The following is a 24,102-nucleotide window of genomic DNA, read 5'->3' as shown; positions in this document are numbered from 1 at the left end:
CGAGCATGCTAAAAAGTTTAACACTCAACGAAATGAATAATAGCGAACAGCATGGGACCATTAAAAAACAATAAAAATAAACACATGAAAAATATCATCATCATATTAATCGCACTTGTTTCTTTTACGGGCTTTAGTCAAAGTAAGTATGAAACAGAAATGGAAAAAGCCCTAGGTCTTTGGGGAGCAGAAAAATCATGGGAAGCAGTTAATTTATTTGAACGAATTGCCACAGCCGAACCGGAAGAATGGTTACCTTCGTATTACGCTTCTTTAGTTACTGTTGTACAATGTTTCGGTGAAAAAGATGAAGCGAAATTAACAGCGAATCTTGATAGAGCACTTACCTTTATGAATGACGCAAAAGCTATTTCAAAAGACAATCCAGAGATCCTTTTATTAGATGCACTTTGGCATACAGCTTGGGTGGCTTATGATGGAGTGCAGTACGGAATGAAATACGGAGCAAAAGTAACACAGATGTATCAAGAGGCTTTAAATATAGCACCTAATAGTCCAAGAGTATTGCTTAACAAAGCAGAATGGGATATGGGAGGAGCTGTATTTTTTGGACAACCAATTGATCCTTATTGTAAAGATGTAGAAAAAGCGATTGAGCTTTTTGAAGACTTTCAACCAGAAGGAAAATTTTATCCTACCTACGGTTTAGAAAGAGCACAACAAATCATGGAATCTAGCTGTAAAAAATAATGACAACAAAAAGAATATATAAAGAATTTGGGAAAGCTTTTACGCTTGGGATACTCGTATTTGTAATACTGGGTTTAATCCACTTTTTTCAAACTAGAACCCTACCAAGTCTAAAGGATTTAAGCATCTCATTTGTATATAATCAAATATATTCGGTGGTTCTTTATATGTCTAATATGTTCTTTTTAATGTTTCTAATAAAGCGTTATAAAAATGAATTATTTGTTTTTAAACATTTGATTAAGGGAATAATAGGAAGTGTTTCCGTTACAGTTCTCATTTTGTTTTTAATTCGTTTTACTACTGAAATCTATTTTGAAGGAGAAACATTTAATGAGTTTATCACAGGAGAGAAAGTACAGTATTATTCTTATGGATTTTTTATATCACTTATTATTACAAGTATTTTCTACGGAATTTTTTACTACCGTCATACCCAAGAGCGAAAATTAAAAGAACAAAAAATTATTGCAGGAACAGCATCCGCTAAATTTGATGCCTTAAAAAATCAATTAGACCCACATTTTTTATTTAATAGTTTAAATGTACTCACGAGTTTAATAGAAGAAAACCCTGAAGCAGCAACTAAGTTTACGACATCATTGTCTAAAGTGTACCGCTATGTATTAGAACAAAAAAATAAAGACCTAGTAACACTAGAAGAGGAGTTAAAGTTTGCTAATTTATATATGACTTTAATTAGAATGCGATTTGAAGACAGTATTGTTTTTACAACTCCGGAAACGTTAACGAATCCCGATGCAAAAGTGGTTCCTTTATCGCTACAGTTATTATTAGAAAATGCGGTAAAACACAATAAAGTTACTCCTTCAAATAAACTATACATTACGATTACAGAAGAAGAGAATAATTTAATAATTAAAAATAATATACAAACAAAAGAAGTACTAAAAGAAGGTACAGGTGTTGGACTAAGAAATATTCAGCAGCGTTATAACCTTTTAACCAATAGACCAGTATCTATTCAGAAAAATGAAGAAATATTTCAAGTGTCTATCCCATTACTAACAAAAAACACAACCATAGTGACTACACAAGAAACATATATATCAGAAAAAAAATACGAGCGAGCTAAAGAGCGAGTTGAAAAATTAAAAGGATTTTATATTCATTTTGCTATTTATATAATCATGGTACCTTTTTTTATTTTCCTAAACATAAAATCTACAGGGTTCCCTTGGGCTGTTTTTCCAATCGTAGGATGGGGATTTGGAGTTGCAGGACATGCAATGGAAGCATTCGATTACAATCCTTTGTTAGGTAAAAATTGGGAAGAAAAGAAGATAAAAAAGCTCATGGACGAAGATGACTTTGACACCTATAAACCTTAGAGTTATGAATAAATTTGAACAAGAAAACAAATATTTAAGAGCAAAAGAACGTGTTGCAGATATAAAGAAGTTTTATACAAGCCTTATGTCGTATGTAGTTTTTATTGCCCTCTTAGCTGGACTAAATTATTATTCAAATCAATGGCGGAACCCTTGGTTTTTATGGGCAGCTTTTGGATGGGGAATTGGAATCATATTTCATTCATTTAAAGCATTTGGATGGCTTCCTTATTTAAATAAAAATTGGGAAGAAAGAAAGATAAAAAAATTCATGGAAGAAGACGATGAATCTTCAAATGATCGTTGGACTTAAAAAATAAAAAGATGGAAAATTTTAATAAAGAAAAATACGATAGAGCAACCAAGAAAGTTAAAAAAATTAAAGACTTTTACTCTCATTTAACAGTATATATAGTAATAAATTCACTTTTAATACTAATGCATTTGGGTATATTCCAAATAGGAGCATTGAATCTAAATTATATAGGATGGTCCATGTTTAGCACTCCCTTTTTCTGGGGAATTGGATTATTCTTTCATGGGTTGAATGTGTTTCAAGGGAATTTTAGTTTTTTTAGAAATTGGGAAGACAAAAAGATGAAAGAGTTTATGGACCAAGAAGAAAATGATAAATCGGGTAGTAATAAATGGAAATAAATTTTAATTAATGAAAGTTATAATTATAGAAGACGAAAAACCTTCAGCGAGACGTCTTCAGCGTATGCTAGACAAATTAAATGTACCAGTAGATCAAATGCTGCATAGTGTTGAGGAATCAATAGAATGGTTTCAAAACAATGTACATCCAGACCTTATCTTTTTAGATATTCAATTAAGTGATGGACTTTCATTTGAAATATTTGATACAATCAAAATTAAAAGTTCCATTATTTTTACCACAGCATTCGATGAATATGCGCTTCAAGCTTTTAAGTTGAATAGTATAGATTATTTATTAAAACCTATTGATGATGAAGAATTAGAAGTGGCGGTCAATAAATACAAAGAACTAAAACCTAAAGCAAAGAATGTACAGCTCAATTTTGACGATATAAAAAAACTACTTTCTAATAGCCCTGTTGAACGTGAATATAAAAAACGGTTTACCACAAAAATCGGACAGCATTTAAAAATGATCTCAGTTGATGAAATAGAATGTTTTTATTCTGAAAACAAAGGAACTTATGCACATACCATCGAGGGAAGAGATTATTTATTAGATACTACCTTAGAAAAGTTGGAAGAAGAGTTATCACCTAAAATGTTTTTCAGAATTAGCCGCAAGTATTACATCAATATAAATGCAATAAAAGATATTATATCCTATACCAATTCTAGGCTTCAATTAAAACTGAATAACTATAAAGAGCAAGAGGTGATTGTAGCTCGAGAGCGCGTAAAGGATTTTAAACTGTGGTTGGAGTAATTAGTAATTCCATTTTTATATCACTTCGTTCATAAGGACTATCTGCTTCTACTTCAATTTCAATAAAACCATATTTACGGTAAATGTAAATAGCATTTGCTAATATAGTATGAGAATACAAAAAGAGTTTTTTATACTTGTTTTCTTTTGCGAAATCAATACAATATTGCATAATTAATTGCCCTACTTTTTTACCTTGATGTTTTGGAGAAACTGCCATTTTTGTTAGTTCATAGATGCCTTCATCATTTTTTAACAATGCAACAGTACCTAATATTTCATTATTTTGAACTGCAAAGAAAATATGTCCTCCTGGCTTAATAATATATTGCTGAGGTTTACTCAACACTTCTCTATCATAATTTTCCACATAGAAGTATTTTTCTAGCCAGTCTACATTTAACTCATAAAAATGAGTTGCATATTGTTTGTCAAAAGGAATAATACGAATCGCTAGTTCAGTGTTGACTTTTTCTTGTATCGTTTTCATATAATTTCCGTTTTTAAGATTTTCTTCAAAATAATTTAAATGTTCTATTAAAGAACCAGCTGGAAACACAGTGTATTGTTTTACAGTTCTGTCTAATATATTCCATAGAGGTTGTAATTGATTCACTGCTTTTTCTCCTTTACTAGATAAAGTAATCCATTTTTTACGTTTGTCAATATCATCATGCTGTAACTCAATCAATTCTTTCTGTAATAGTTTGTTGATGTTTTGAGTTACTGCAGGTTGTGTGATATGTAATAGTTCACGAATCTCAGTATTCGTAGTTTTTTTAAGTTTTGCAATGGTATTAAAAGCAGGGAAGAGGTAAGGGTCAAAGTCAATATGTTGCTTTGTATAAATTTGTTGCGTAATTTTCATCAACAAATCACTTATCCGTTTTAAACGTGATCCCAATCCAATCTCTCCAAGTGTATGTAATATATCCATATAAGTGTTTATATAAGTGCTTATGCAAATATATAAAAAGAATCTATAAAAAGTGTCATTCTGAATGAAATGAAGAATCTCTAAAAAATTCAAAATAATGAATTATAGATGAATAACATTCTTCGCTCCGCTCTGAATGACAATTAAAAACACTTTTTAGACAACCTTTTTTAAAAATTTTAACAAATTGGTTAGAGTTACATCTTACTGTCAATGTAAGCAATAGTATCAGCTTCAATTGCTAAAGTTGCTTCGTAGATGTTTTTTGCCTTGGCAAGAATGTTTTCAGCAAAATCTCTATCCTTTATGTCTTTTGCGTTAATACGTACATTAAAGTAAGCTCCAAGTACTGCAGCTCTTGCACATAAAATTCCAACACCTGCATCAGATAAAGAACTTTCCATCCCATCTTTTATCATGGCTTGCATCACTTCCATAGATTCGTAAGCGGTTTCCATCACTTGAAAAGGTATTTCAGTAGCATATATTGTAGCGTCTTCTATGGCTTGGCTTCTTGCTGCTTTTTCTTCATCGCTGTCCTTAGGCATTCTAAAACCATCGATAATTTTATTAAAAGCATTGGTGTCTTCATCGACTAAAAACAACAACCTGGTTTTATATGCTTGACCTTTTACAGCCCATTGAGAAAAGAATTCCCAACGATCATCCCAACCGGCTTTATGCCCCGAAAGATTAGCAACCATCGTTCCTAAAGCAACTCCTAAAGTTCCTACATAAGCAGCAATAGAACCTCCTCCTGGAGCCATAGATTCTCCTGCAGTTTCATCAGCGAAGTCATCTAATTTAAAATCGATTAATTTTTTTTCTGAAGTATTTTTTAGTTTGTATTCTATAATTTTTTCGGCTGGAATAAATGGTTTTAAATCATCTAGTCCCAAAGATTTTACTGCAATTTTTACTTTTTCACTTTCTGAAACACCTAAAGAACGTTCTTGTTTCACTAAATAAAAATCGGCTGCATCAAGCATAGCTTGTAAAGGCACTAATCCAATTAATTCAGAGCCTGTAACACGTAAACCTCTTTCATTGGCTGCTTTACAACTTTCATCAAAAGCTTCGTGCATCGAGGTAATAGTAATGTTTGTTAAGTTATATGATATTTGAGCAATCCCGTATTCATCAATAAACCATCCAATTCCTTTTACAGCTTTTAGTTTTCCAGGAACTCTAACAGCTTCACCATTCTCATCCAATACTTTTTTACCGTTAACTACATTTCCTTCTCTTTTAAAACGACCTGCTTCTCTTATATCAAAAGCAATAGCATTGGCACGACGTGTTGAAGTAGTATTTAAGTTAACATTATAAGCAATTAAGAAATCTCTTGCAGATATTGCTGTAGCTCCAGATTTGGCAACTTGTGTATTAAATTCTGTGGGTCCAAAATCAGGTTTCCATGCAGCATCAGTTAACTTATTTGCAAGTCCTTCATACTCTCCACTTCTACAATTGGCAAGGTTTTTTCGTTTTTCTTCTTTTGCGGCTTCTTCATAAAAATATCCAGGAATGTTAAGTTCTTTACCAACACGTTCACCAAGTTTATGCGCATATTTTGCCGTTTCTTCTAATGAAATTCCAGCGATAGGAACCAAGGGACAAACATCGGTCGCACCAAAGCGAGGATGTTCACCACTATGTTTAGTCATGTCGATTAGCTCTGCAGCTTTTTGGATTAATAAAAAAGCAGCATCAATTACGGGTTGAGGTTCACCGACAAATGTGATTACAGTTCTGTTGGTTGCTTTTCCAGGATCCACATCTAAAAGCGTAACACCTTCAACGGTTTCAACAATAGAGGATATTTTATTTATTTTATCTGAATCGCGTCCTTCACTAATATTCGGGACACATTCTATGAGTTGTTTTTGCATGATTCTTAGTTTGAAGTCAAATCTAATTATGTTTTTTTACTTGAAGACTATTTGGATAGGAATTCTTATGAAATTAATTGTCCTTCAATTATTACAGTATCAATCAAATTACTTCCGAAGGAATAAGGAATATAACCAAAGGAAGGAATTTCTTTTGTAATCATAATACTGGCCTTTTTACCTTTTGTAATACTTCCGTGCGTTTTTTCCAGCCCCATAGCATAGGCACCGTTTATCGTTGCAGCATTAATAGCTTCTTCAGGAGTTAATTTCATCTTAATACAGGCAGTCGCTACTACAAAATTCATGTTACCACTTGGAGTCGATCCTGGATTATAATCGGTTGCTAGAGCTAAAGGAAGTCCGGCGTCTATAAGTTCACGTCCTGGAGTATAAGGGATACTTAAAAAGTAGGAGCAAGAGGGCAAAGCAACAGGCATCGTCTTACTGCCTTTTAAAGCTTCAATATCATCTTTATCTAATACCTCTAAATGATCAACACTAAGGGCGTTATATTTAACTCCAAGTGCAATTCCGCCAAGAATTGTAAATTGATTCACATGAATTTTTGGAATCAAATTGTATTTCTTTGCTTCGGAAAGAATACGCTCCGTATCAGCTACTGAAAAATAACCTTCTTCACAAAAAACATCCACATAAGAAGCTAGTTTTTCTTCTGCGATTTTCGGAAGCATATCATTCACAATAAGGTCGATATATCCAGTTTTATTTTCTTTATATTCTGAAGGAACTGCATGAGCTCCTAAAAAAGTTGTTCTAACAGTAAGCGGAAAATTTTCTCCTAACTTTTTGGCTACTCGAAGCATTTTCATTTCAGCTTCAGGAGTTAATCCATAGCCACTTTTTATTTCAATGGCACCAGTTCCCATTTGCATGACTTCTTTAAGACGACTCACAGATTGATGATAAAGATCTTCTTCCGAAGTAGCTTGTAGTTTTTTAGCCGAATTTAAAATTCCTCCACCGTTTTCAGCAATTTCATGGTAAGACATACCATTGATTCTATTGACAAATTCTTGTTCTCTATTTCCAGCATACACTAAATGCGTATGCGAATCACACCAAGTAGGAAGTACTATTTTACCTGTTGCATCAATAACTTTATCTGCATCAATTTTGGGAAAAGCATCCATAGACCCAAAGTCTAATATTAAATCGTTTTCTATCAATAACCAAGCATTTTTAATAGAAGGAAGGTTTTTCATTTCCTTGCCAGCGACCCAAGCAACAGAATGTTCTCTGATTTGTAGTAGTTGTTGAATGTTTTGTATTAGAATCTTCATACTGCAAAGATAGAAAAGAGAATTATAAAAATTCACTTCACAATAGTAAAGATTTAATCACAGAATAGTACAATTTAACCAACCAAAGACATCGATACGAAGTAATAAAATAGAGTACCTTTACTCATCTTTAAAAATAAGAATATATGAGCAATTCGTATAAAGCCTCTGTGAACAAAAAATACAATTTTGACTTAAGTACAGAAGACTTAAATTCGTTAGACATTAAACCCACCAACACTTCCCATTTACACGTTTTAAAAGACAATCAGCCCTTTAAAGCTGAAATTTTAAGCAGTGATTTTCTTAAGAAAGAATATGAGATTAGCATAAAAAATTCTAAATATACTGTAGTTATTACAGACCAATTAGATGTGCTCATAAAAGAAATGGGATTCTCTTTAGGAAATGCAAAACAGCTAAATAACCTTAAAGCGCCTATGCCAGGATTAATACTTGAAATTAATGTAACACCTGGACAAGAAGTGAAAGAAGGTGACTCTCTTTTAATTTTAAGTGCGATGAAAATGGAGAACAATTTAGTTTCTTCTAGAGATGGAATTATTAAATCTGTTCATGCAAAAAAGGACGATGCCATCAAAAAAGGGCAATTATTAATAGAGTTTGAAGCTTAAGAATACTATAGATGAAAAAAATATTAGTTGCCAATAGAGGAGAAATTGCCATTCGAGTTATGAAATCGGCAAAAAAAATGGGCATTAAAACAGTGGCTGTCTATTCTACAGCCGATAGAAATACGCTTCACGTACGTTATGCTGATGAAGCCATTTGTATAGGTGGAGCTCCTTCAAATGAATCTTATTTATTAGGTTCAAAAATTATAAAATTAGCGAAAGAATTAGGAGTAGATGGTATCCATCCTGGTTATGGGTTTTTAAGTGAAAATGCTGATTTCGCGGAAGAAGTTGAACAAAACAACATGACTTTTATCGGTCCTGGCTCTAAAGCAATCCGAATCATGGGGTCGAAATTAGAAGCTAAAGCTGCGGTAAAAAAATACGATATTCCAATGGTTCCTGGAATAGATAAAGCTATAACCGATGTTGAAAAAGCCAAAGTAGTTGCAAAAGAAGTAGGCTTTCCTATTTTAATAAAAGCATCTGCAGGTGGTGGTGGTAAAGGAATGCGTGTTGTTGAAAAAGAAAGTGATCTAGAATCACAAATGAATCTAGCAATTGGAGAAGCAACTTCTGCTTTTGGTGATGGTTCCGTTTTTATTGAAAAATATGTAAGCGCTCCAAGACATATCGAAATTCAAGTATTAGCCGATACCCACGGAAACGTGATCCATTTATTCGAAAGAGAATGCAGTATTCAACGGCGCCATCAAAAAGTAGTAGAGGAAGCTCCTTCCTGTGTGCTTAGCCCAGCACTAAGAGATGAAATGGGGAAAGCAGCGGTTTTGGTTGCCAAATCATGTGATTATGTGGGTGCAGGAACCGTTGAGTTTTTAATAGATGACCAACACAATTTTTACTTCCTTGAAATGAATACCCGTTTGCAGGTAGAACATCCTGTAACCGAATTAATCACCGGAGTAGATTTGGTTGAGTTACAAATACAAATTGCTAGAGGGGAAGTACTTCCTATGAAGCAAGAAGACTTAACGATAACGGGACATGCACTCGAATTGAGAGTCTATGCTGAAGATCCACTAAATAATTTCTTACCAAGTGTGGGGCATTTAGACGTCTATAAGTTACCCGTTGGAGAAGGGATTAGAGTAGATAATGGTTTCGAAGAAGGAACCGATATTCCAATCTATTACGACCCAATGCTGTCTAAATTGATTACCTACGGAAAAACACGAGAGGAAGCTATTCAATTAATGATTAGCGCCATAGACGATTATAAAGTGGAAGGAGTAGAAACAACTTTGCCCTTCGGAACCTTTGTATGTAAGCATGAGTCATTCCGATCTGGAAATTTTAACACCCACTTTGTAAAAGATTATTATAAGCCCGAAGATCTTGAAGCTACTTTTAAAGAAGAAGCAAAAATAGCTGCAATGATTGCAGTAAAACAATATATCGAAGATCAAAAAACACTTAGATTACCAATACAATAAGAAGATGGATTCAAAGATAAAAGAACTTAACGAGAAAAAAGAGTTAGCGTATTTAGGAGGTGGTCAACACCGTATAGATAAACAACATCAAAAGAAAAAGTTAACCGCTAGAGAACGTATTCAGTATCTTTTAGATGAACAGTCTTTTGAAGAAATCGGAATTTTAGTGACCCATCGTACTACCGATTTTGGTATGGAAAAAGAACTGTATTATGGAGATGGTGTTGTGACAGGTTATGGTACCATAAATGGTCGATTAATGTATGTGTATGCACAAGACTTTACTGTTTTTGGAGGTGCGCTTTCTGAAACACATGCTGAGAAGATTTGTAAAGTAATGGACATGGCAATGAAAGTTGGAGCTCCAATTATTGGATTAAATGATTCAGGTGGAGCAAGAATTCAAGAAGGGGTGAGATCGTTAGGAGGCTATGCAGATATCTTTTATAGAAATGTGCAAGCTTCAGGAGTAATTCCTCAAATTTCTGCAATCATGGGACCCTGTGCTGGAGGTGCAGTATATTCTCCAGCAATAACCGATTTTACAATGATGGTAGAAGATACCAGTTATATGTTTGTAACAGGACCTAATGTGGTAAAAACAGTAACGAATGAAGAAGTAACTTCGGAAGAATTAGGAGGAGCAAGTACACATGCGGTTAAATCGGGTGTAGCACATACAAGATCAGCAAATGATATAGAATGTCTGGAAGATGTAAAAAGATTATTAAGTTATCTGCCTCAGAATAATAAGGAAACGGCAAAAGAGATTCCATTCGAGTTAAAAGATGAAGTACGAGACGTTTTAAAAGACATCGTACCTGAAAATGCAAACAAACCTTATGATATGCATGGGGTGATTAGCGGAATTATAGATGAAGATTCATTCTTTGAAATTCATAAAGACCATGCAGAAAATATCATTGTTGGTTTTGCAAGGTTAGGAGGTAAAAGCATAGGAATTGTAGCCAATCAACCCATATATTTAGCAGGAGTATTGGATGTGAATAGTTCTAAGAAAGCAGCGCGTTTTACCCGTTTCTGCGATTGTTTTAATATCCCATTATTGGTGTTGGTGGATGTACCTGGATTCTTGCCAGGAACAGACCAAGAGTGGAACGGAATCATTGTGCATGGAGCTAAATTATTATATGCTTTAAGTGAAGCAACGGTGCCTAGAGTTACAGTAATTACTCGTAAAGCCTATGGTGGTGCTTACGATGTAATGAACTCAAAACACATTGGAGCCGATTTAAATTACGCTTGGCCAACTGCCGAAATTGCGGTAATGGGAGCTAAGGGAGCTAGTGAAATTATTTTTAGAAAAGAATTAAAAGAAGCCGATAATCCTGAGCAAAAATTATTGGAGAAAGAAGCAGAATATGCTGAAAAATTTGCAAATCCATACAGAGCTGCAGAACGCGGATTTATTGACGAAGTAATTCTTCCAGAAAATACACGTCGTAAATTAATAAAAGCTTTTAGTATGTTAGAAGGAAAAGAAGAAAAGCGTCCAGATAGAAAACACGGAAACATTCCACTTTAACCAAACGCTTAATTGAATAAAAGAGGTGATTTTTTATAGTAAGTAAGGTTTCTTACTGTATTATTATTTTAAATGTTTTCTTTTTAAATTGTTTTGTATGAACAATGATAATGTAGATTCCAGGGGTATAATTCGAAACATCAAAAGTTAAGTTTTTATTCCCATTATTGGTAAAACTTTCTAATCTTCTACCATTTATATCGTATAAATCAATAAACTTAATACCTTCAATATTATCTAATTTACAATGGTTTGTGTTATGATTTGTACTTACAATAATTTCATCTAAAGGATAATAATATTCATTCATATCCAAAACGATGGTAGGCTCACAAGCCTCTATAGAATCTAAGTTAGCGTAAAATGATTCCCCGTTTTTAAAGAAACAACTAAGGTGTCCTACATCATTTATATCTGGTTCACCACTCGGCGCATTTATTAAAGATAAAGACCCAGCTCCTTCAACCCATATTGCATTTGTGGTACTTGTGGTATTCGATTCAGAGGGAGAAAAGTAAAAATGGCGATAATCGTTTCCATCAACTAAAGGCCTAAGTATAATTGAATCCAAATCGTAATCACCAGCATCCTCAGGAAAAGGAGATATAGGGTTTTTCATGTCGAATGTATCTCCTACATTTAATGAAAAATCATACAGTAAATATTCAGTATTTCCAGTTTCCTGTACAAAATTCAAATATACTTTTCGTTCAAGAAGTTCTTCTCTAAGTAGAAACGTCCTTGAAATAAAATGGAATCCATCTAATACTTTGTAATCCATACCGTCTACAATAGTGTCACCATTGGTATAATAAACATCGCTATAACAACCAAAAAAACAATAGGTAGTATGCCATTCATTATAATCATTGAGTAATGGTTCGTATTCTTGACTAAATAGTGTAGCACAGTAAATAAATAGAAATACATTAAAAAGTTTCTTCATGATATATTTTTATAAAAAATAGTATTGCTAACAAATATCGCAAATTAATTAGAATTTACTATCCTGTCCTCAACTTCCTTGTCATCCTGAACTTGGTTCAGGATCTAATTCATAAAACCTAGATGATTAAATGGATAATATTTTTTTTTGTTTTTTTATACCAGATACTAGCTACAATATTCCAGCTACCTATTTCCTAGCACAATACTCCAACGATACTCCAATAGAGTCCAATGGAAGCAAATAATATCTTAGCATGCATATCGAAGATTAATTTCATAATTTAGTAGCTTCAATTAAAGAAAGAGATCAATGGAAAACAAAAGACCAGGAATAAACACCATTTGTACCCATGTGGGAGAAATAAAAGACGAACAATTTAAAGGAGCCATTTCCCCTTTGTATATGTCAACTTCGTATGCGTATGAAGATGTTGAAGTGTTGCGATATCCACGTTATTTTAATACTCCCAATCAAGAGGCTTTAGGCAAAAAAGTGGCGATGCTCGAAAAATGTGAAGCAGGAATGATATTCGGTAGTGGAATGGCAGCGGTAAGTACCACACTATTAGCTTTTTTACATAAGGGCGACCATGTAGTGGTTCAGAAAACTATTTATGGCGGTGCTTATAATTTTATAGTAGAAGAGTTCCCGAAATACGGAATCGAATTCGATTTTACCGAAGGTTTTTCCGAAGAAGATTTTAAATCAAAAATTAAAGAAAATACTAAAGTCATTTATGTAGAAACACCGTCCAATCCATTGATGTTGATCACAGACCTTGAAATGATTACCAACCTAGCCAAACCTAAAGGAATAGTGACGATGATCGATAATACCTTTGCATCACCTATCAATCAGACACCCATTGATTTCGGAATTGATATTATGATACATAGTGCCACAAAATACATGGGCGGGCATAGTGATATTTGTGCAGGAGCAGTGGCGGCTAGTGAAGAACATATATTGAAAATATGGAATGTAGGTAAAAACCTTGGAGGTAGTTTAAGCGATTATACCGTTTGGTTGTTAGAACGGAGTATGAAAACCATGGCAATTCGAGTAAGAGCTCAAAACCAGAATGCCAAGAAAATGGCACGCTGGCTTCAAAACCATGACTTAGTAAAAAAAGTATATTATCCAGGTTTAAAAGACCATCCAAGTTATGCGCTTGCCAAAAAACAAATGAAAGGATTTACAGGCATGCTTTCTTTTGAAGTTCATGATGAGGTAGATTTAAACCAATTTATGAAATCATTGAAACTAATCAAACAATCAATGAGCCTAGCAGGAGTAGAGTCTACTATTTTGGTGCCAGCTAAAGCTTCCCACTTTTTATTAGGAGAAGAAGAAAGAGCAAAGCAAGGAATAAGTGAAAATTTAATGCGTTTTTCCGTAGGAATAGAATCTACAAAAGATTTAAAAGAGGATATTACGCAAGCATTTAATTCCTTATAATAGTCCTGTAAAGTAAATATACGTAGTTATGCTTAAGGGTCAAACCTTGAGATTAAAGTATATTTACTTCTCTCAATCTTTAAATGAATGATTATGAAATTTATGTATGCCCTTGTTTTTTTAGTAGTGATAAGTACCTTCTCTAATTGCAAATCTGATATTAAAAATACTTCTGAACAAGAAGCTGTAGTCGTAATTGATTCCGTGATTTTTAGTTTTTCTTTTGTCGGCTGTAACCGTGTAAATAGAGGGGATGCTGTTGACTCAGTTCCTTCTACGGCTAATAAATATGCTTTGCAACGTATCTTTAAAGAAGTAACTGAATTAGAAGAGCAACCTGATTTATTCTTTTTTCTGGGTGATTTAGTCTTGGCAGAATCTACCTTACCTAATCTTGATACTCAATTAAATGCTTGGTTAAAATTATATGAATCAGATTCAATAAGTAAAACCAAAATGGAAATGGTAGCGGTTCCTGGGAACCATGAAATGTTATATTCAAAACAGGTGCTGAAAAAGAAGAAAAAGAATAAGAAAAAAAAGAAGCTTAGTAAAAAAGATAGTACATGGAAAGAATTTCCTTTACTGGGAAGTACCGATATTTGGTTAAATCATATGAAAAGCTACATGCCATCTGATAGAGATCAAGCACCAAGTTCAGATACCTTAGACAATCGCATGACCTTTTCTTTTACGCGTTATAATGTAGGATTTGTAGTGATGAATACAGACAGTTATAATCCACCAACAACAGAACATCCTTATGGAGTAGAAGGAATGGTTCCTACGCAGTGGATTATTGATAAAGTAAATGAGTACAAAGCAGAATCAAGTATTGACCATATTTTTGTTTTGGGACATAAACCTTATTATGTAAATGGAGAAGGCGAAACAGGACATGATGGTTTACCCGCAGGACCTGTACTTTGGCCAGCATTACAAAATGCAAGAGTAAATTCTATGTTATCAGCTCATAAACACGATTACCAACGTTGGCAACCTATCAATGATAGTTTGGGAGGCGGAACCTACCAAGTGATTGCGGGTAATGGTGGAAGTGAAGGTAAAGCGCCTTTCTTTGGTTACAGTACCATCTCGATTATGAAAAGTGGAAAGGTCAACTTAAACTCGGTTGGTTTCTGTATAGGTAATCCATATACGGAAGCAGTACCTCAAAATGCTACTTTACCAAGAGATGAGGTAACACTTACTTGGGAACTCAACCCGGACTTGTTTTATCAGCCTTATAATAGATGTAATTAGTTTGATGATAATTTAATAAGTTTAAAATAAAAATATTATCTTCCATCTTCCTTTCTAGCTCCCACCAAACATAATTTATATGCTTACAAAAGTATATGGGAGTGCCGTATTTGGCGTAGAAGCTACCACTATCACCGTTGAAGTAAATGTTGATAAAGGTATTGGCTATCACTTAGTTGGCTTGCCCGACAATGCCATTCGTGAAAGTAATTATCGCATTGCTGCTTCCCTTCAGAATAACGGTTTTAAAATCCCAGGAAAAAAGTTAATCATCAACATGTCTCCCGCAGACTTGCGTAAAGAAGGCTCTGCATACGACCTTACCTTAGCCATGGGTATTTTAATTGCCACGGAACAAATAGAAGAAAAACCTTTACTAAGCGATTACATTATTATGGGTGAGCTATCCTTAGATGGAACACTTCAACCCATTCGTGGTGCTTTACCTATTGCTATAAAAGCGAAAGAGGAAGGGTTTAAAGGGTTTATTCTTCCGAAGCAAAATGCAAAAGAGGCAGCTATCGTGGAAGGAATTGAAGTCTATGGCGTAGATAATATTAAAGAAGTAATTGACTTTTTTAATAAAGGAGAGAAACTTGAGCAAACAATTGTTGATATAGAAACAGAGTTTAATTTCCACCTCGAAAACCCAGAATTCGATTTTGCGGATGTCAAAGGGCAAGAATCCATTAAACGCTGTATGGAAATTGCTGCGGCTGGCGGTCATAACATTATTTTAATTGGTCCTCCAGGTTCTGGAAAAACCATGCTAGCAAAACGGCTGCCCAGTATTTTACCACCCATGACCTTAGGCGAAGCATTAGAAACTACCAAGATTCATAGTGTAGCGGGTAGAACCATGAAAAGAGCGGGAGTGATGGCGTCTAGACCCTTTCGGAGTCCACATCACACCATAAGTGATGTCGCACTTGTTGGAGGTGGAGCTTATCCTCAACCGGGTGAAATTTCATTATCACATAATGGAGTGTTATTTCTAGATGAATTACCCGAATTTAAACGAGGTGTTTTAGAGGTATTGCGACAACCTTTAGAAGATAGAGAAGTTACGATTTCTAGAGCGAAATTTACAGTCACTTATCCTTCAAGTTTTATGTTGGTGGCAAGTATGAATCCTAGTCCGAGTGGTTATTTTAACGATCCTGATGCGCCCATGACTTCATCTCCTGCAGAAATGCAACGCTATCTAAGTAAAGTGTCTGGGCCGCTTCTAGATCGTATCGATATTCATATAGAAGTAACTCCAGTGCCCTTCGAAAAATTGAGCGAAGACCGTAAGGGAGAGTCTAGTGTGCTTATTAGAGAACGTGTTACAAAGGCGAGAGAGTTTCAAATAGATAGGTTTAAGAAATATGAGAACATACATTACAATGCGCAAATGGGCGTGAAACAGATTAGATCTTATTGTCGACTCGAAGAAGCTTCTCTTCAGTTATTGAAATCTGCGATGGAACGATTAAATCTTTCCGCTAGAGCTTACGACCGTATCTTAAAAGTAGCAAGAACTATAGCTGATTTAGAAGCATCCGAAGTCATAAAAAACGAACATATTTCCGAAGCTATTCAATATAGAAGTTTAGATAGAGACGGTTGGTTGGGATAGAAGGCGCTATGCTTTTCTCATTGCAAACAAAAGAAGCTATTAAGCATCCAAATTTGAAAAAGCAACCCAATTAGTTACATCTTTATGGAATCGAGGTAATATTGAAACAAAACCATAATGTATATTATTTGGACTTTATAGTTAGTAAAAATACTTAAATTGAGATAGTTATTGTTGTTATTCGTTTTTCTAAAAAAATAGTTGATTAAGGAACTTAATGGGTTGTTTCTTGAAGGAGTATTAATGCCTTTTAACAATATTTTAAGTGAATTAAAGTTAGGCTAATGTACCTTTAAACAAAAATTCTAAAAACCAGTTAAAATGTTAAGACTTCCAACTAAATCTTTGATATTTGCCTTGTTAGCTATATCAATAAGCGCAATTTCTTGCAAAGAATCAACTTCTGAAAGTGAAGTTGTTGACACAAATTTTTCAATAGAATTTGAAAAATACGAACTTGAAAATGGACTTGATGTTGTTTTGCATCAGGATAAAAGTGACCCTATTGTTTCCTTAGCGATTCAATATGGCGTAGGATCTAATAGAGAAAAAACCGGAAGAACAGGTTTTGCACATTTATTTGAACATGTGTTATTTCAAGAATCTGAAAATGTTCCTCAAGATCAATTTTTTAAGAAAATCCAAGATGCCGGAGGTACTTTAAATGGTGGAACCTGGAAAGATGGAACTATCTATTATGAAATTGTGCCTAACAATGCTTTAGAAACAATCATGTGGTTGGAAAGTGATCGAATGGGATTTTTAATCAATACCGTTACTGAATCAGCTTTTTATAACCAACAGGAAGTGGTTCAAAATGAAAAAAGACAACGTGTAGATAATAACCCTTATGGACATACCAATTGGGTGTTAGATAAAAACATGTATCCAGAAGGACATCCATATAACTGGCAAGTGATAGGTGAATTAGTAGATCTTCAAAATGCTACGATTGATGATGTAAAAGAATTTTATAATAAATATTATGGACCTAACAATGCAACATTAGTATTGGCAGGAGATTTTGAAAAAGAGGATGCAAAAGCATTAATTGAAAAATATTTTGGTGAAATAAAGAGAAGAGAAGAGGTTTTACCATTAGAGCCACAGCCTGTTACTTTAGCTGAAACTAGACGTCTGTATCATGAAGATAATTTTGCGACGACTCCTCAATTAAATATGGTTTGGCCAACACTTCAGCAATATGAAGATGATGCTTATGCATTAGATTTCCTTGCTGAAATTTTATCAAGTGGAAAAAAAGCTCCTTTATATAAAGTGTTAGTTAAAGAAAAAGACCTTACTTCAAGAACGACTGCGTATAATAATTCACAAGAACTAGCGGGTGAATTTCATATAGTAATTACTGCGAATAATGGTGAAAACCTAAATAATGTTGAAGCTGGAATTATGGAAGCTTTTACAATGTTTGAAAAAGATGAAGTAACAGATCGTGATGTCGAACGAATTAAAGCAGGATTAGAAACTGGATTTTACAATGGAATTAGTAGTGTATTAGGAAAATCATTTCAATTAGCTATCTATAATAATTTTGCTGGTGACCCTGGATTTATTGAAACAGATATTGAAAATATCAAAAAGGTAACCAAGGAGGATGTAATGAGAGTGTATAATAAATACATAAAGAACAAACCGTTTATTATGACAAGCTTTGTCCCTAAAGGGAAATTAGAATTAATTGCTGATAATTCTGAAAAGGCTGCTGTTGTTGAAGAAGAGATTAAAGAAAATGTAGCAAAGACTGTTGAAGATTCTAAAGAAGAAATTGCAAAAACACCTTCTAATTTTGATCGTTCTATAGAACCAGCTCAAGGAATCTCACCAAAGTTAAATATTCCTGAAAGTTGGACTACAACACTAGAAAATGGAATGGAAGTATATGGAATGGAGCAAAATGAAATTCCTACTGTTAACTTTAGTTTGGTAATTGAAGGAGGTCATTTATTAGATGATAAAAATAACAATGGTGTTGCTAATTTAATGACTGACATCATGATGGAAGGAACAGTTAATAAAACTCCAGCTGAATTAGAAGAAGAAATTGAAATGTTAGGAGCAAGCATTAATATGTTTACAACCAATGAATCAATTGTTATTAGAGGGAATACTTTAGTTAGAAATTTAGATAAAACCATTGCTTTAATTGAAGAAATTTTATTGCAACCTAGATGGGATGAAGAAGAATTTGCTAGAATTAAAACTAGAACTGTCAATCAAATTAAACGATCAGATGCAGATCCAAGTACAGTAGCTAGTAGAGTTTATAATAAACTTTTATATGGTAAAAATCATATCTTTAGCTATCCAACAATAGGTACAGTTGCTTCAGTAGAAGCAATTACAATAGATCACTTAAAAGAGTTTTATACTAAAAATTTCTCGCCGTCGATAAGTAAGTTTCATATTGTAGGTAAAATCAATAAAGAAAAAACGCTAGCATCTTTAAGTAGTTTAAATAAAAACTGGGCAGCTAAGGAGGTTGCTATTCCTGAATTTCCTATTGAAAATAATAGAGATAAAGCATCATTATATTTCGTGGATATTCCAAATGCAAAACAATCAGTAATTAATATTGGATATATTTCTTTACCTAGAACCAATAAAGATTTTTATGCTACTGAGGTAATGAATTATAAATTAGGAGGTTCTTTTTCAGGGAATGTAAATCTTATTTTAAGAGAAGAAAAGGGGTATACGTATGGGGCTAGAACTAATTTTAGTGGCTCTAAAATACCAGGTACATTTACTGCATCTTCTAGTGTAAGAACGAATACTACAGGTGAATCTGTTCAAATTTTTAAAGATCAAATTGCTAAATATAAAGAAGGAATTAGTGCGGAAGATTTAGAGTTTACTAAAAATGCATTAATTAAATCGAATGCACGTAGATTTGAAACTCAACGCTCTCTTTTAGGAATGTTACAAGAAATGAGTACCTATAGTTTGCCATCAAATTATATAGAAGGCGAAGAAAGTATAATCAATAATATGACCTTAGAACAGCACAAGCAATTAGCAAATACCTATTTAGATGAATCTAAGATGGCTTATGTAATTGTTGGTGATGCAGCAACTCAATTTGCTCAATTTAAAGATATGGGCTTTGATGAAGTAAAACTTATGAATAAAGAGGGAGAGGAAGTAAAATTGGATGATGTGAAAATGTAATTATATTACTAACTCATAAAAACTAAAAAAGCAGGATAATTTGTATCCTGCTTTTTTAGTTTTTAGAATAACCTATCTTCTTTTAGGTATCTTTTCTTAATACCCTCAATTATGATATTGTTAGTTAATGTTTCACTTTTAAGTGAATGATTTTAAATCTTTATTTATGAATAACAGTACCAAAACTATCATTTCATATCTATCACAACAACAGGAAATTACCTGATTGAGTATTTTTTTTATAAAAAAAAAATAGGAAAATTAGATCAAAACAAAAGGGAAAACACTAGTATAAAAAATAGGGTTTTCCCTGTTTTTTGGGTTTGCATAGGTGTTAGTCTAAAGTTTATGCATATTTTTAAAATGTAAAACTTAAAAAAAACTATAATGAATAAGCCAATTAAATGTATTTCAGTTCAAGAAGCAAGAACACTTCAAGATAACTGGGTGAATTCCAGAGGCACAAGTATACAAAATTTAAGAAATGAAGAAGATAGTAGAGAAGTTGTCTATAGTGTAGCAGAGTTGGAAGAATTTTTAGCCTATGTAAAAAGTCAATCTTTAAAAAAGGGTATTGCTAATCCAGGTGTTCGAATATATTTTGCATCCTACAATGATGCTAAATCTACAAGAGCTACGGTTTTCTTATCAGCGACAGATTCTGGTGATGCTGACTCAAATAATGATTATGATATTTCACCTTTTAATAAAGCTGGAAATGGTTGGCCTCCTAATATATATTAACATTGGAAATAAGTGATTATTTAATAAATGTAATTCCAGTTAATTTGATGGAATTAATAGCTGCCTTAGCAGGTACCTATTATTTAAAAAAAAATGCAAAAAATAATAAATCAGAAAAGTATTTGATTCTCTTTTTATGGTTCACATTATTTGTTGAAATTATTGGTGCTTATGCACCTGTGGCATATTTTTCTAACTATCAATATTTTTCATTTGTAGAGAACACTGTTTTTGAAGATAATAGATGGATTTATAATATCTATTCTGTAGCTAGTGTTTTGTTTTTTATGCTATATTTTAGGTGCCATTTAAAGAATAAGCTAAGAAAGAAAATATTAAAAATATTATCTTTCTTATTTCTTATTTCTTCAATTGCATATTTACTTTTTACAAATGCATTTTTCTATGAGGACTCTAAATTTACTGTAGTTACAGGTACATTGCTATTGCTTGTTAGTGTTATCTTTTTTTATCTTGAATTATTGAAAAGTGATACAATATTAAAAATTAAGCATTTTTTACCTTTTTATATTTCCGTTGGCACATTAATATTTTATTTATGTATTACACCTATATCTATTTTTTCGGAGTTTTTTAAAGCTGGAAATGATTTATTCATTAATTTACAAGTTAGTTTATTATTGTATGCTAATATTTTTATGTATTCAGTTTATATAATTGGTTTTATTGTATGTCAAACGAAGAAGAAGTCTTATTAATAATATATGTTGTTGCCACTATATTTCTATTGGTTTCATTTGTAATCATATTTTTTATTGCTTTCCAACGAAGAACAAATAAATTATTAATGGAAAGATTAGAGGCAAAACAAAAATATGAAAAGGAACTAACAACTTCACAACTTGAAATACAGGAACAAACTTTTAAAAATATTGCTTGGGAACTACATGATAATGTAGGACAATTATTGTCGGTGGTTAATCTACAATTGAATATATTAAATGATACGATTCCGAAAGAATTTAAGGAGCAAGTATCCGAAACTAAAGGAGTAGTATCTGAAGCAGTTCAGGAAATTAGATCATTATCTAAAATTTTAAATAATGATGTTATATTAAAAAATGGATTGATTACCTCTTTAAATATTGAGATTGAACGGTTTAATAGATTGAAATTTTTAGATGCATCCTTTAATATTAAAGGGGAAGTTGTGACATTAGATAATGAAAATGGGATATTAATTTTTAGAATTTTGCAAGAATTTTTATCCAATGTAATTAAACATGCAAAAGCAAGTAGATTAAGTGTAACTTTAGATTATAAAGAGCATTCATTGATAATTAATGCAATAGATGATGGAGTTGGATTTAACATTTCTGAAAAAACTCAGAGTTCAGGAATGCAAACTATGAAGGCGAGAGCAGAATTATTAGAAGCAGACTTTTTACTAAAATCAGACATAGGAAACGGAACTAAATTATATTTAAAATACCCCTATAAATATGAAAGCTAATACCTATACACATAAAATTGTCATTGTCGATGATCATTTATTATTTGCTGGATCATTAGAGAAACTTGTTAATACTTTTTCAGGCTTTAAAGTATTATACCATGCTAAGAATGGCGTTGCATTACAACAAAAATTTAAACTTGAATCAGAACTACCAGATGTTATTCTTTTAGACATCAATATGCCTGTTATGAATGGTTTTGAAACCATGGAATGGCTTTCAGAAAATCATCCAGATGTAAAGGTGTTAGCACTTTCTATGGAAGATGATGAACAAGTTATTTTAAAGATGTTGCGTAATGGAGCCAATGGATATTTGCTTAAAGATATTCACCCCGAAAAATTAAAAGTAGCTTTAAATGAAGTCATTGAAAAAGGATATTATCATTCCGATAAAGTAGCCGAAACCTTGTTGCATTCTCTTCAACCAAAAAATGAAGTTAAGGAGCACTTTCTCAAAGACAATGAAATAACTTTCTTAAAGTTTGCTTGTACAGAAATGACTTATAAGGAAATTGCTGAAGAAATGAATTTAAGCCCAAAGACGATTGATGGATATCGAAATGATTTATTTAGGAGTTTAAATATTAAAAATAGAGTAGGACTTGTTATTTATGCTTTAAAGAATAATTTATTTAAAGTTTAAGTACAAGCATCCCAAAGCGGGTCTTTTGGTAAAGGTGCTTCAATTATAATTTCTTCATTTTTAACTGGATGTATAAACTCTAACTTACGGGCATGTAAATGTATTCCTCCATTTTTATTGCTTCGATCAAATCCATATTTTAAATCTCCTTTGATAGGACAGCCTATAGCTGTTAACTGTGATCGAATTTGATGATGTCTACCTGTTTCTAAATCGATTTCCAATAAAATATAACGATCTAGTTTTTTTATAATTTGATAGTTAAGCGTAGCTAGTTTACTATTTGGAACTTCCTTTTTATGAGCATACGACTTATTCTGTTTAGCATTACGTATTAAATAATGGGACAGTCTGTCTTCCTCATTTGGAGGTGTATTTTTAACAATAGCCCAATACGTTTTCTTTGCTTCTCTTTCTGAAAACAATTTATTAAGTCGCGTTAAAGCTTTCGTAGTTCTTGCAAAAACAACAATACCACTTGTTGGGCGATCTATACGATGGACCACTCCTAAATAAACAGCTCCAGGCTTATCGTATTTTTTAGCAATGTATTTTTTTACAATTTCTGAAAGAGGATCATCTCCAGTTTTATCACCTTGAACGATATCACCCACCCGTTTATTAACGATGATTAGATGATTGTCTTCAAACAATACTTGAAGGTTATCAGGAGTTGTATGCATTAATATAATTCTTTTTCATTAGGGAAATCACCACTCTTTACATCTTTTCCATATTGTTGAAAAGCGGTAGTCATTTCAGCATACATATCTAGGTATCTTCTTAAAAAACGAGGATTAAATTCATGAGTCATTCCAAGCATATCATGCGTAACCAACACTTGTCCGTCCACACCATTTCCTGCTCCAATTCCTATAATTGGTATGCTAACACTTTTGGCTACTTCTTCAGCAAGTTTTGCAGGAACTTTTTCAAGAACAATTGCAAAACATCCTGTTTGTTCTAGCATGATTGCATCTTCTTTTAGTTTTTCAGCTTCTTCTTCTTCTTTAGCTCGAACGGTATACGTTCCAAACTTATAAATAGATTGAGGCGTAAGTCCCAAATGCCCCATAACAGGAATCCCTGCATTTAATATTTTTTTAATAGAATCTTTAATTTCTTTTCCACCTTCTAATTTAACTGAATGTCCCCCACTTTCTTTCATAATTCGAATAGCAGAACGTAAAGCCTCTTTAGGATCACTCTGATACGTTCCAAAAGGTAAATCCACAACAACAAGACTTCTTTCAATACCTCTAACCACAGATGAAGCATGATAGATCATTTGATCCAAGGTAATTGGTAAGGTTGTTTCATGGCCCGCCATCACGTTTGAAGCTGAATCTCCTACTAAAATTACATCTATCCCTGCATTATCCACAATTTTAGCCATGGTATAATCATAAGCGGTAAGCATAGATATCTTTTCACCTCTACGCTTCATGTCTACTAATGTCTTAGTAGTAATGCGTTTGTACTCTTTTTTTGCTGTCGACAT

The 24,102-nt window shown here is 33.0% G+C and carries 22 protein-coding genes; 16 read left to right on the top strand and 6 right to left on the bottom strand.

Translation table 11 applies throughout. The annotated features are described in order from the left end of the window. The first annotated feature begins 84 nt into the window (after window positions 1-84). From ABXT64_RS01175 to ABXT64_RS01155, 5 genes are read left to right on the top strand one after another with little or no spacing between them, the layout of a single operon-like run. Entirely contained in the window at window positions 85-711 is a 627-nt protein-coding gene (locus ABXT64_RS01175; RefSeq protein ID WP_443633566.1) for a hypothetical protein, read from the top strand. Continuing rightward, window positions 711-2,063 carry a 2TM domain-containing protein gene (locus ABXT64_RS01170; protein WP_443633565.1) on the top strand — a complete coding sequence of 451 codons (1,353 nt, stop codon included), beginning with the start codon at window positions 711-713 and terminating at the stop codon, window positions 2,061-2,063. Before ABXT64_RS01175 ends, ABXT64_RS01170 begins: the two co-directional genes overlap by 1 nt. Before the next feature lie 4 nt (window positions 2,064-2,067). After that, window positions 2,068-2,376: a 2TM domain-containing protein gene (locus ABXT64_RS01165; protein ID WP_443633564.1), complete on the top strand. Its 309-nt coding sequence runs from the start codon at window positions 2,068-2,070 to the stop codon at window positions 2,374-2,376. Window positions 2,377-2,387: 11 nt separating this feature from the next. Beyond that, window positions 2,388-2,720 (top strand): 2TM domain-containing protein, encoded by a 333-nt coding sequence (locus ABXT64_RS01160; protein ID WP_443633563.1) that lies wholly within the window; start codon window positions 2,388-2,390, stop codon window positions 2,718-2,720. 10 nt (window positions 2,721-2,730) lie between these two features. After that, window positions 2,731-3,489 carry a LytR/AlgR family response regulator transcription factor gene (locus ABXT64_RS01155; RefSeq protein WP_443633562.1) on the top strand — a complete coding sequence of 253 codons (759 nt, stop codon included), beginning with the start codon at window positions 2,731-2,733 and terminating at the stop codon, window positions 3,487-3,489. Here ABXT64_RS01155 and ABXT64_RS01150 read toward each other — a convergent pair. From ABXT64_RS01150 to hutI, 3 genes are all read right to left on the bottom strand, one after another. Continuing rightward, window positions 3,470-4,426 carry a bifunctional helix-turn-helix transcriptional regulator/GNAT family N-acetyltransferase gene (locus ABXT64_RS01150; protein ID WP_443633561.1) on the bottom strand — a complete coding sequence of 319 codons (957 nt, stop codon included), beginning with the start codon at window positions 4,424-4,426 and terminating at the stop codon, window positions 3,470-3,472. The two genes, ABXT64_RS01155 and ABXT64_RS01150, sit on opposite strands and share 20 nt — an antisense overlap. Window positions 4,427-4,623: 197 nt before the next feature. Beyond that, complete coding sequence (gene ftcD / locus ABXT64_RS01145) at window positions 4,624-6,318, bottom strand: glutamate formimidoyltransferase (protein WP_443633560.1); 1,695 nt, start codon at window positions 6,316-6,318, stop codon at window positions 4,624-4,626. Window positions 6,319-6,383: 65 nt separating this feature from the next. Continuing rightward, on the bottom strand, window positions 6,384-7,622 hold the full coding sequence (gene hutI, locus ABXT64_RS01140; protein WP_443633559.1) for an imidazolonepropionase: 1,239 nt from the start codon (window positions 7,620-7,622) through the stop codon (window positions 6,384-6,386). A gap of 146 nt (window positions 7,623-7,768) precedes the next feature. Here hutI and ABXT64_RS01135 point away from each other — a divergent pair, with 146 nt between their 5' ends. From ABXT64_RS01135 to ABXT64_RS01125, 3 genes are read left to right on the top strand one after another with little or no spacing between them, the layout of a single operon-like run. Further along, entirely contained in the window at window positions 7,769-8,257 is a 489-nt protein-coding gene (locus tag ABXT64_RS01135; RefSeq protein ID WP_443633558.1) for an acetyl-CoA carboxylase biotin carboxyl carrier protein subunit, read from the top strand. An 11-nt stretch (window positions 8,258-8,268) separates the two neighbouring features. Next, on the top strand, window positions 8,269-9,711 hold the full coding sequence (locus tag ABXT64_RS01130; protein WP_443633557.1) for an acetyl-CoA carboxylase biotin carboxylase subunit: 1,443 nt from the start codon (window positions 8,269-8,271) through the stop codon (window positions 9,709-9,711). Between the two features lie 4 nt (window positions 9,712-9,715). Beyond that, window positions 9,716-11,257: an acyl-CoA carboxylase subunit beta gene (locus tag ABXT64_RS01125; RefSeq protein ID WP_443633556.1), complete on the top strand. Its 1,542-nt coding sequence runs from the start codon at window positions 9,716-9,718 to the stop codon at window positions 11,255-11,257. Between the two features lie 52 nt (window positions 11,258-11,309). Here ABXT64_RS01125 and ABXT64_RS01120 read toward each other — a convergent pair whose 3' ends face one another. Further along, on the bottom strand, window positions 11,310-12,203 hold the full coding sequence (locus ABXT64_RS01120) for a T9SS type A sorting domain-containing protein (protein WP_443633555.1): 894 nt from the start codon (window positions 12,201-12,203) through the stop codon (window positions 11,310-11,312). Window positions 12,204-12,515: 312 nt separating this feature from the next. On the opposite strand from ABXT64_RS01120, the gene ABXT64_RS01115 reads away from it, so the two are divergent. From ABXT64_RS01115 to ABXT64_RS01080, 8 genes are all read left to right on the top strand, one after another. Then, entirely contained in the window at window positions 12,516-13,664 is a 1,149-nt protein-coding gene (locus ABXT64_RS01115) for a trans-sulfuration enzyme family protein (RefSeq protein ID WP_443633554.1), read from the top strand. Window positions 13,665-13,751: 87 nt separating this feature from the next. Further along, window positions 13,752-14,927, top strand: coding sequence for a metallophosphoesterase (locus tag ABXT64_RS01110; RefSeq protein ID WP_443633553.1), 1,176 nt, complete (start codon window positions 13,752-13,754; stop codon window positions 14,925-14,927). Window positions 14,928-15,006: 79 nt separating this feature from the next. After that, entirely contained in the window at window positions 15,007-16,548 is a 1,542-nt protein-coding gene (locus ABXT64_RS01105; RefSeq protein WP_443633552.1) for a YifB family Mg chelatase-like AAA ATPase, read from the top strand. Between the two features lie 321 nt (window positions 16,549-16,869). Beyond that, on the top strand, window positions 16,870-19,737 hold the full coding sequence (locus ABXT64_RS01100) for a M16 family metallopeptidase (protein ID WP_443633551.1): 2,868 nt from the start codon (window positions 16,870-16,872) through the stop codon (window positions 19,735-19,737). Window positions 19,738-20,124: 387 nt separating this feature from the next. Then, on the top strand, window positions 20,125-20,481 hold the full coding sequence (locus ABXT64_RS01095; protein WP_443633550.1) for a hypothetical protein: 357 nt from the start codon (window positions 20,125-20,127) through the stop codon (window positions 20,479-20,481). A gap of 2 nt (window positions 20,482-20,483) precedes the next feature. Next, complete coding sequence (locus ABXT64_RS01090; protein ID WP_443633549.1) at window positions 20,484-21,200, top strand: hypothetical protein; 717 nt, start codon at window positions 20,484-20,486, stop codon at window positions 21,198-21,200. Next, entirely contained in the window at window positions 21,173-21,955 is a 783-nt protein-coding gene (locus tag ABXT64_RS01085; protein ID WP_443633548.1) for a sensor histidine kinase, read from the top strand. The genes ABXT64_RS01090 and ABXT64_RS01085 overlap by 28 nt, the downstream gene beginning before the upstream one ends. Continuing rightward, the gene (locus ABXT64_RS01080; protein WP_443633547.1) at window positions 21,945-22,601 is read left to right on the top strand and encodes a response regulator transcription factor; all 657 of its coding nucleotides are present in this window, start codon (window positions 21,945-21,947) and stop codon (window positions 22,599-22,601) included. The genes ABXT64_RS01085 and ABXT64_RS01080 overlap by 11 nt, the downstream gene beginning before the upstream one ends. On the opposite strand, the gene ABXT64_RS01075 is transcribed toward ABXT64_RS01080, so the two are convergent. Then, entirely contained in the window at window positions 22,598-23,284 is a 687-nt protein-coding gene (locus ABXT64_RS01075) for an RluA family pseudouridine synthase (protein WP_443633546.1), read from the bottom strand. The two genes, ABXT64_RS01080 and ABXT64_RS01075, sit on opposite strands and share 4 nt — an antisense overlap. Next, window positions 23,284-24,102: a 3-methyl-2-oxobutanoate hydroxymethyltransferase gene (gene panB, locus ABXT64_RS01070; protein WP_443633545.1), complete on the bottom strand. Its 819-nt coding sequence runs from the start codon at window positions 24,100-24,102 to the stop codon at window positions 23,284-23,286. Before panB ends, ABXT64_RS01075 begins: the two co-directional genes overlap by 1 nt.

Source organism: Candidatus Marifrigoribacter sp. Uisw_064 (genome assembly GCF_047730175.1).
Classification (GTDB): Bacteria; Bacteroidota; Bacteroidia; order Flavobacteriales; family Flavobacteriaceae; genus Marifrigoribacter.
This window is presented reverse-complemented; position numbering and strand designations above follow the sequence as displayed.

Coding starts and splice junctions, on each gene's coding strand:
- ABXT64_RS01175 (WP_443633566.1), top strand. CDS start 85: ATGAAAAATATCATCATCATATTAATCGCACTTGTTTCTTTTACGGGC.
- ABXT64_RS01170 (WP_443633565.1), top strand. CDS start 711: ATGACAACAAAAAGAATATATAAAGAATTTGGGAAAGCTTTTACGCTT.
- ABXT64_RS01165 (WP_443633564.1), top strand. CDS start 2,068: ATGAATAAATTTGAACAAGAAAACAAATATTTAAGAGCAAAAGAACGT.
- ABXT64_RS01160 (WP_443633563.1), top strand. CDS start 2,388: ATGGAAAATTTTAATAAAGAAAAATACGATAGAGCAACCAAGAAAGTT.
- ABXT64_RS01155 (WP_443633562.1), top strand. CDS start 2,731: ATGAAAGTTATAATTATAGAAGACGAAAAACCTTCAGCGAGACGTCTT.
- ABXT64_RS01150 (WP_443633561.1), bottom strand. CDS start 4,426: ATGGATATATTACATACACTTGGAGAGATTGGATTGGGATCACGTTTA.
- ftcD (WP_443633560.1), bottom strand. CDS start 6,318: ATGCAAAAACAACTCATAGAATGTGTCCCGAATATTAGTGAAGGACGC.
- hutI (WP_443633559.1), bottom strand. CDS start 7,622: ATGAAGATTCTAATACAAAACATTCAACAACTACTACAAATCAGAGAA.
- ABXT64_RS01135 (WP_443633558.1), top strand. CDS start 7,769: ATGAGCAATTCGTATAAAGCCTCTGTGAACAAAAAATACAATTTTGAC.
- ABXT64_RS01130 (WP_443633557.1), top strand. CDS start 8,269: ATGAAAAAAATATTAGTTGCCAATAGAGGAGAAATTGCCATTCGAGTT.
- ABXT64_RS01125 (WP_443633556.1), top strand. CDS start 9,716: ATGGATTCAAAGATAAAAGAACTTAACGAGAAAAAAGAGTTAGCGTAT.
- ABXT64_RS01120 (WP_443633555.1), bottom strand. CDS start 12,203: ATGAAGAAACTTTTTAATGTATTTCTATTTATTTACTGTGCTACACTA.
- ABXT64_RS01115 (WP_443633554.1), top strand. CDS start 12,516: ATGGAAAACAAAAGACCAGGAATAAACACCATTTGTACCCATGTGGGA.
- ABXT64_RS01110 (WP_443633553.1), top strand. CDS start 13,752: ATGATTATGAAATTTATGTATGCCCTTGTTTTTTTAGTAGTGATAAGT.
- ABXT64_RS01105 (WP_443633552.1), top strand. CDS start 15,007: ATGCTTACAAAAGTATATGGGAGTGCCGTATTTGGCGTAGAAGCTACC.
- ABXT64_RS01100 (WP_443633551.1), top strand. CDS start 16,870: ATGTTAAGACTTCCAACTAAATCTTTGATATTTGCCTTGTTAGCTATA.
- ABXT64_RS01095 (WP_443633550.1), top strand. CDS start 20,125: ATGAATAAGCCAATTAAATGTATTTCAGTTCAAGAAGCAAGAACACTT.
- ABXT64_RS01085 (WP_443633548.1), top strand. CDS start 21,173: ATGTCAAACGAAGAAGAAGTCTTATTAATAATATATGTTGTTGCCACT.
- ABXT64_RS01080 (WP_443633547.1), top strand. CDS start 21,945: ATGAAAGCTAATACCTATACACATAAAATTGTCATTGTCGATGATCAT.
- ABXT64_RS01075 (WP_443633546.1), bottom strand. CDS start 23,284: ATGCATACAACTCCTGATAACCTTCAAGTATTGTTTGAAGACAATCAT.
- panB (WP_443633545.1), bottom strand. CDS start 24,102: ATGTCGACAGCAAAAAAAGAGTACAAACGCATTACTACTAAGACATTA.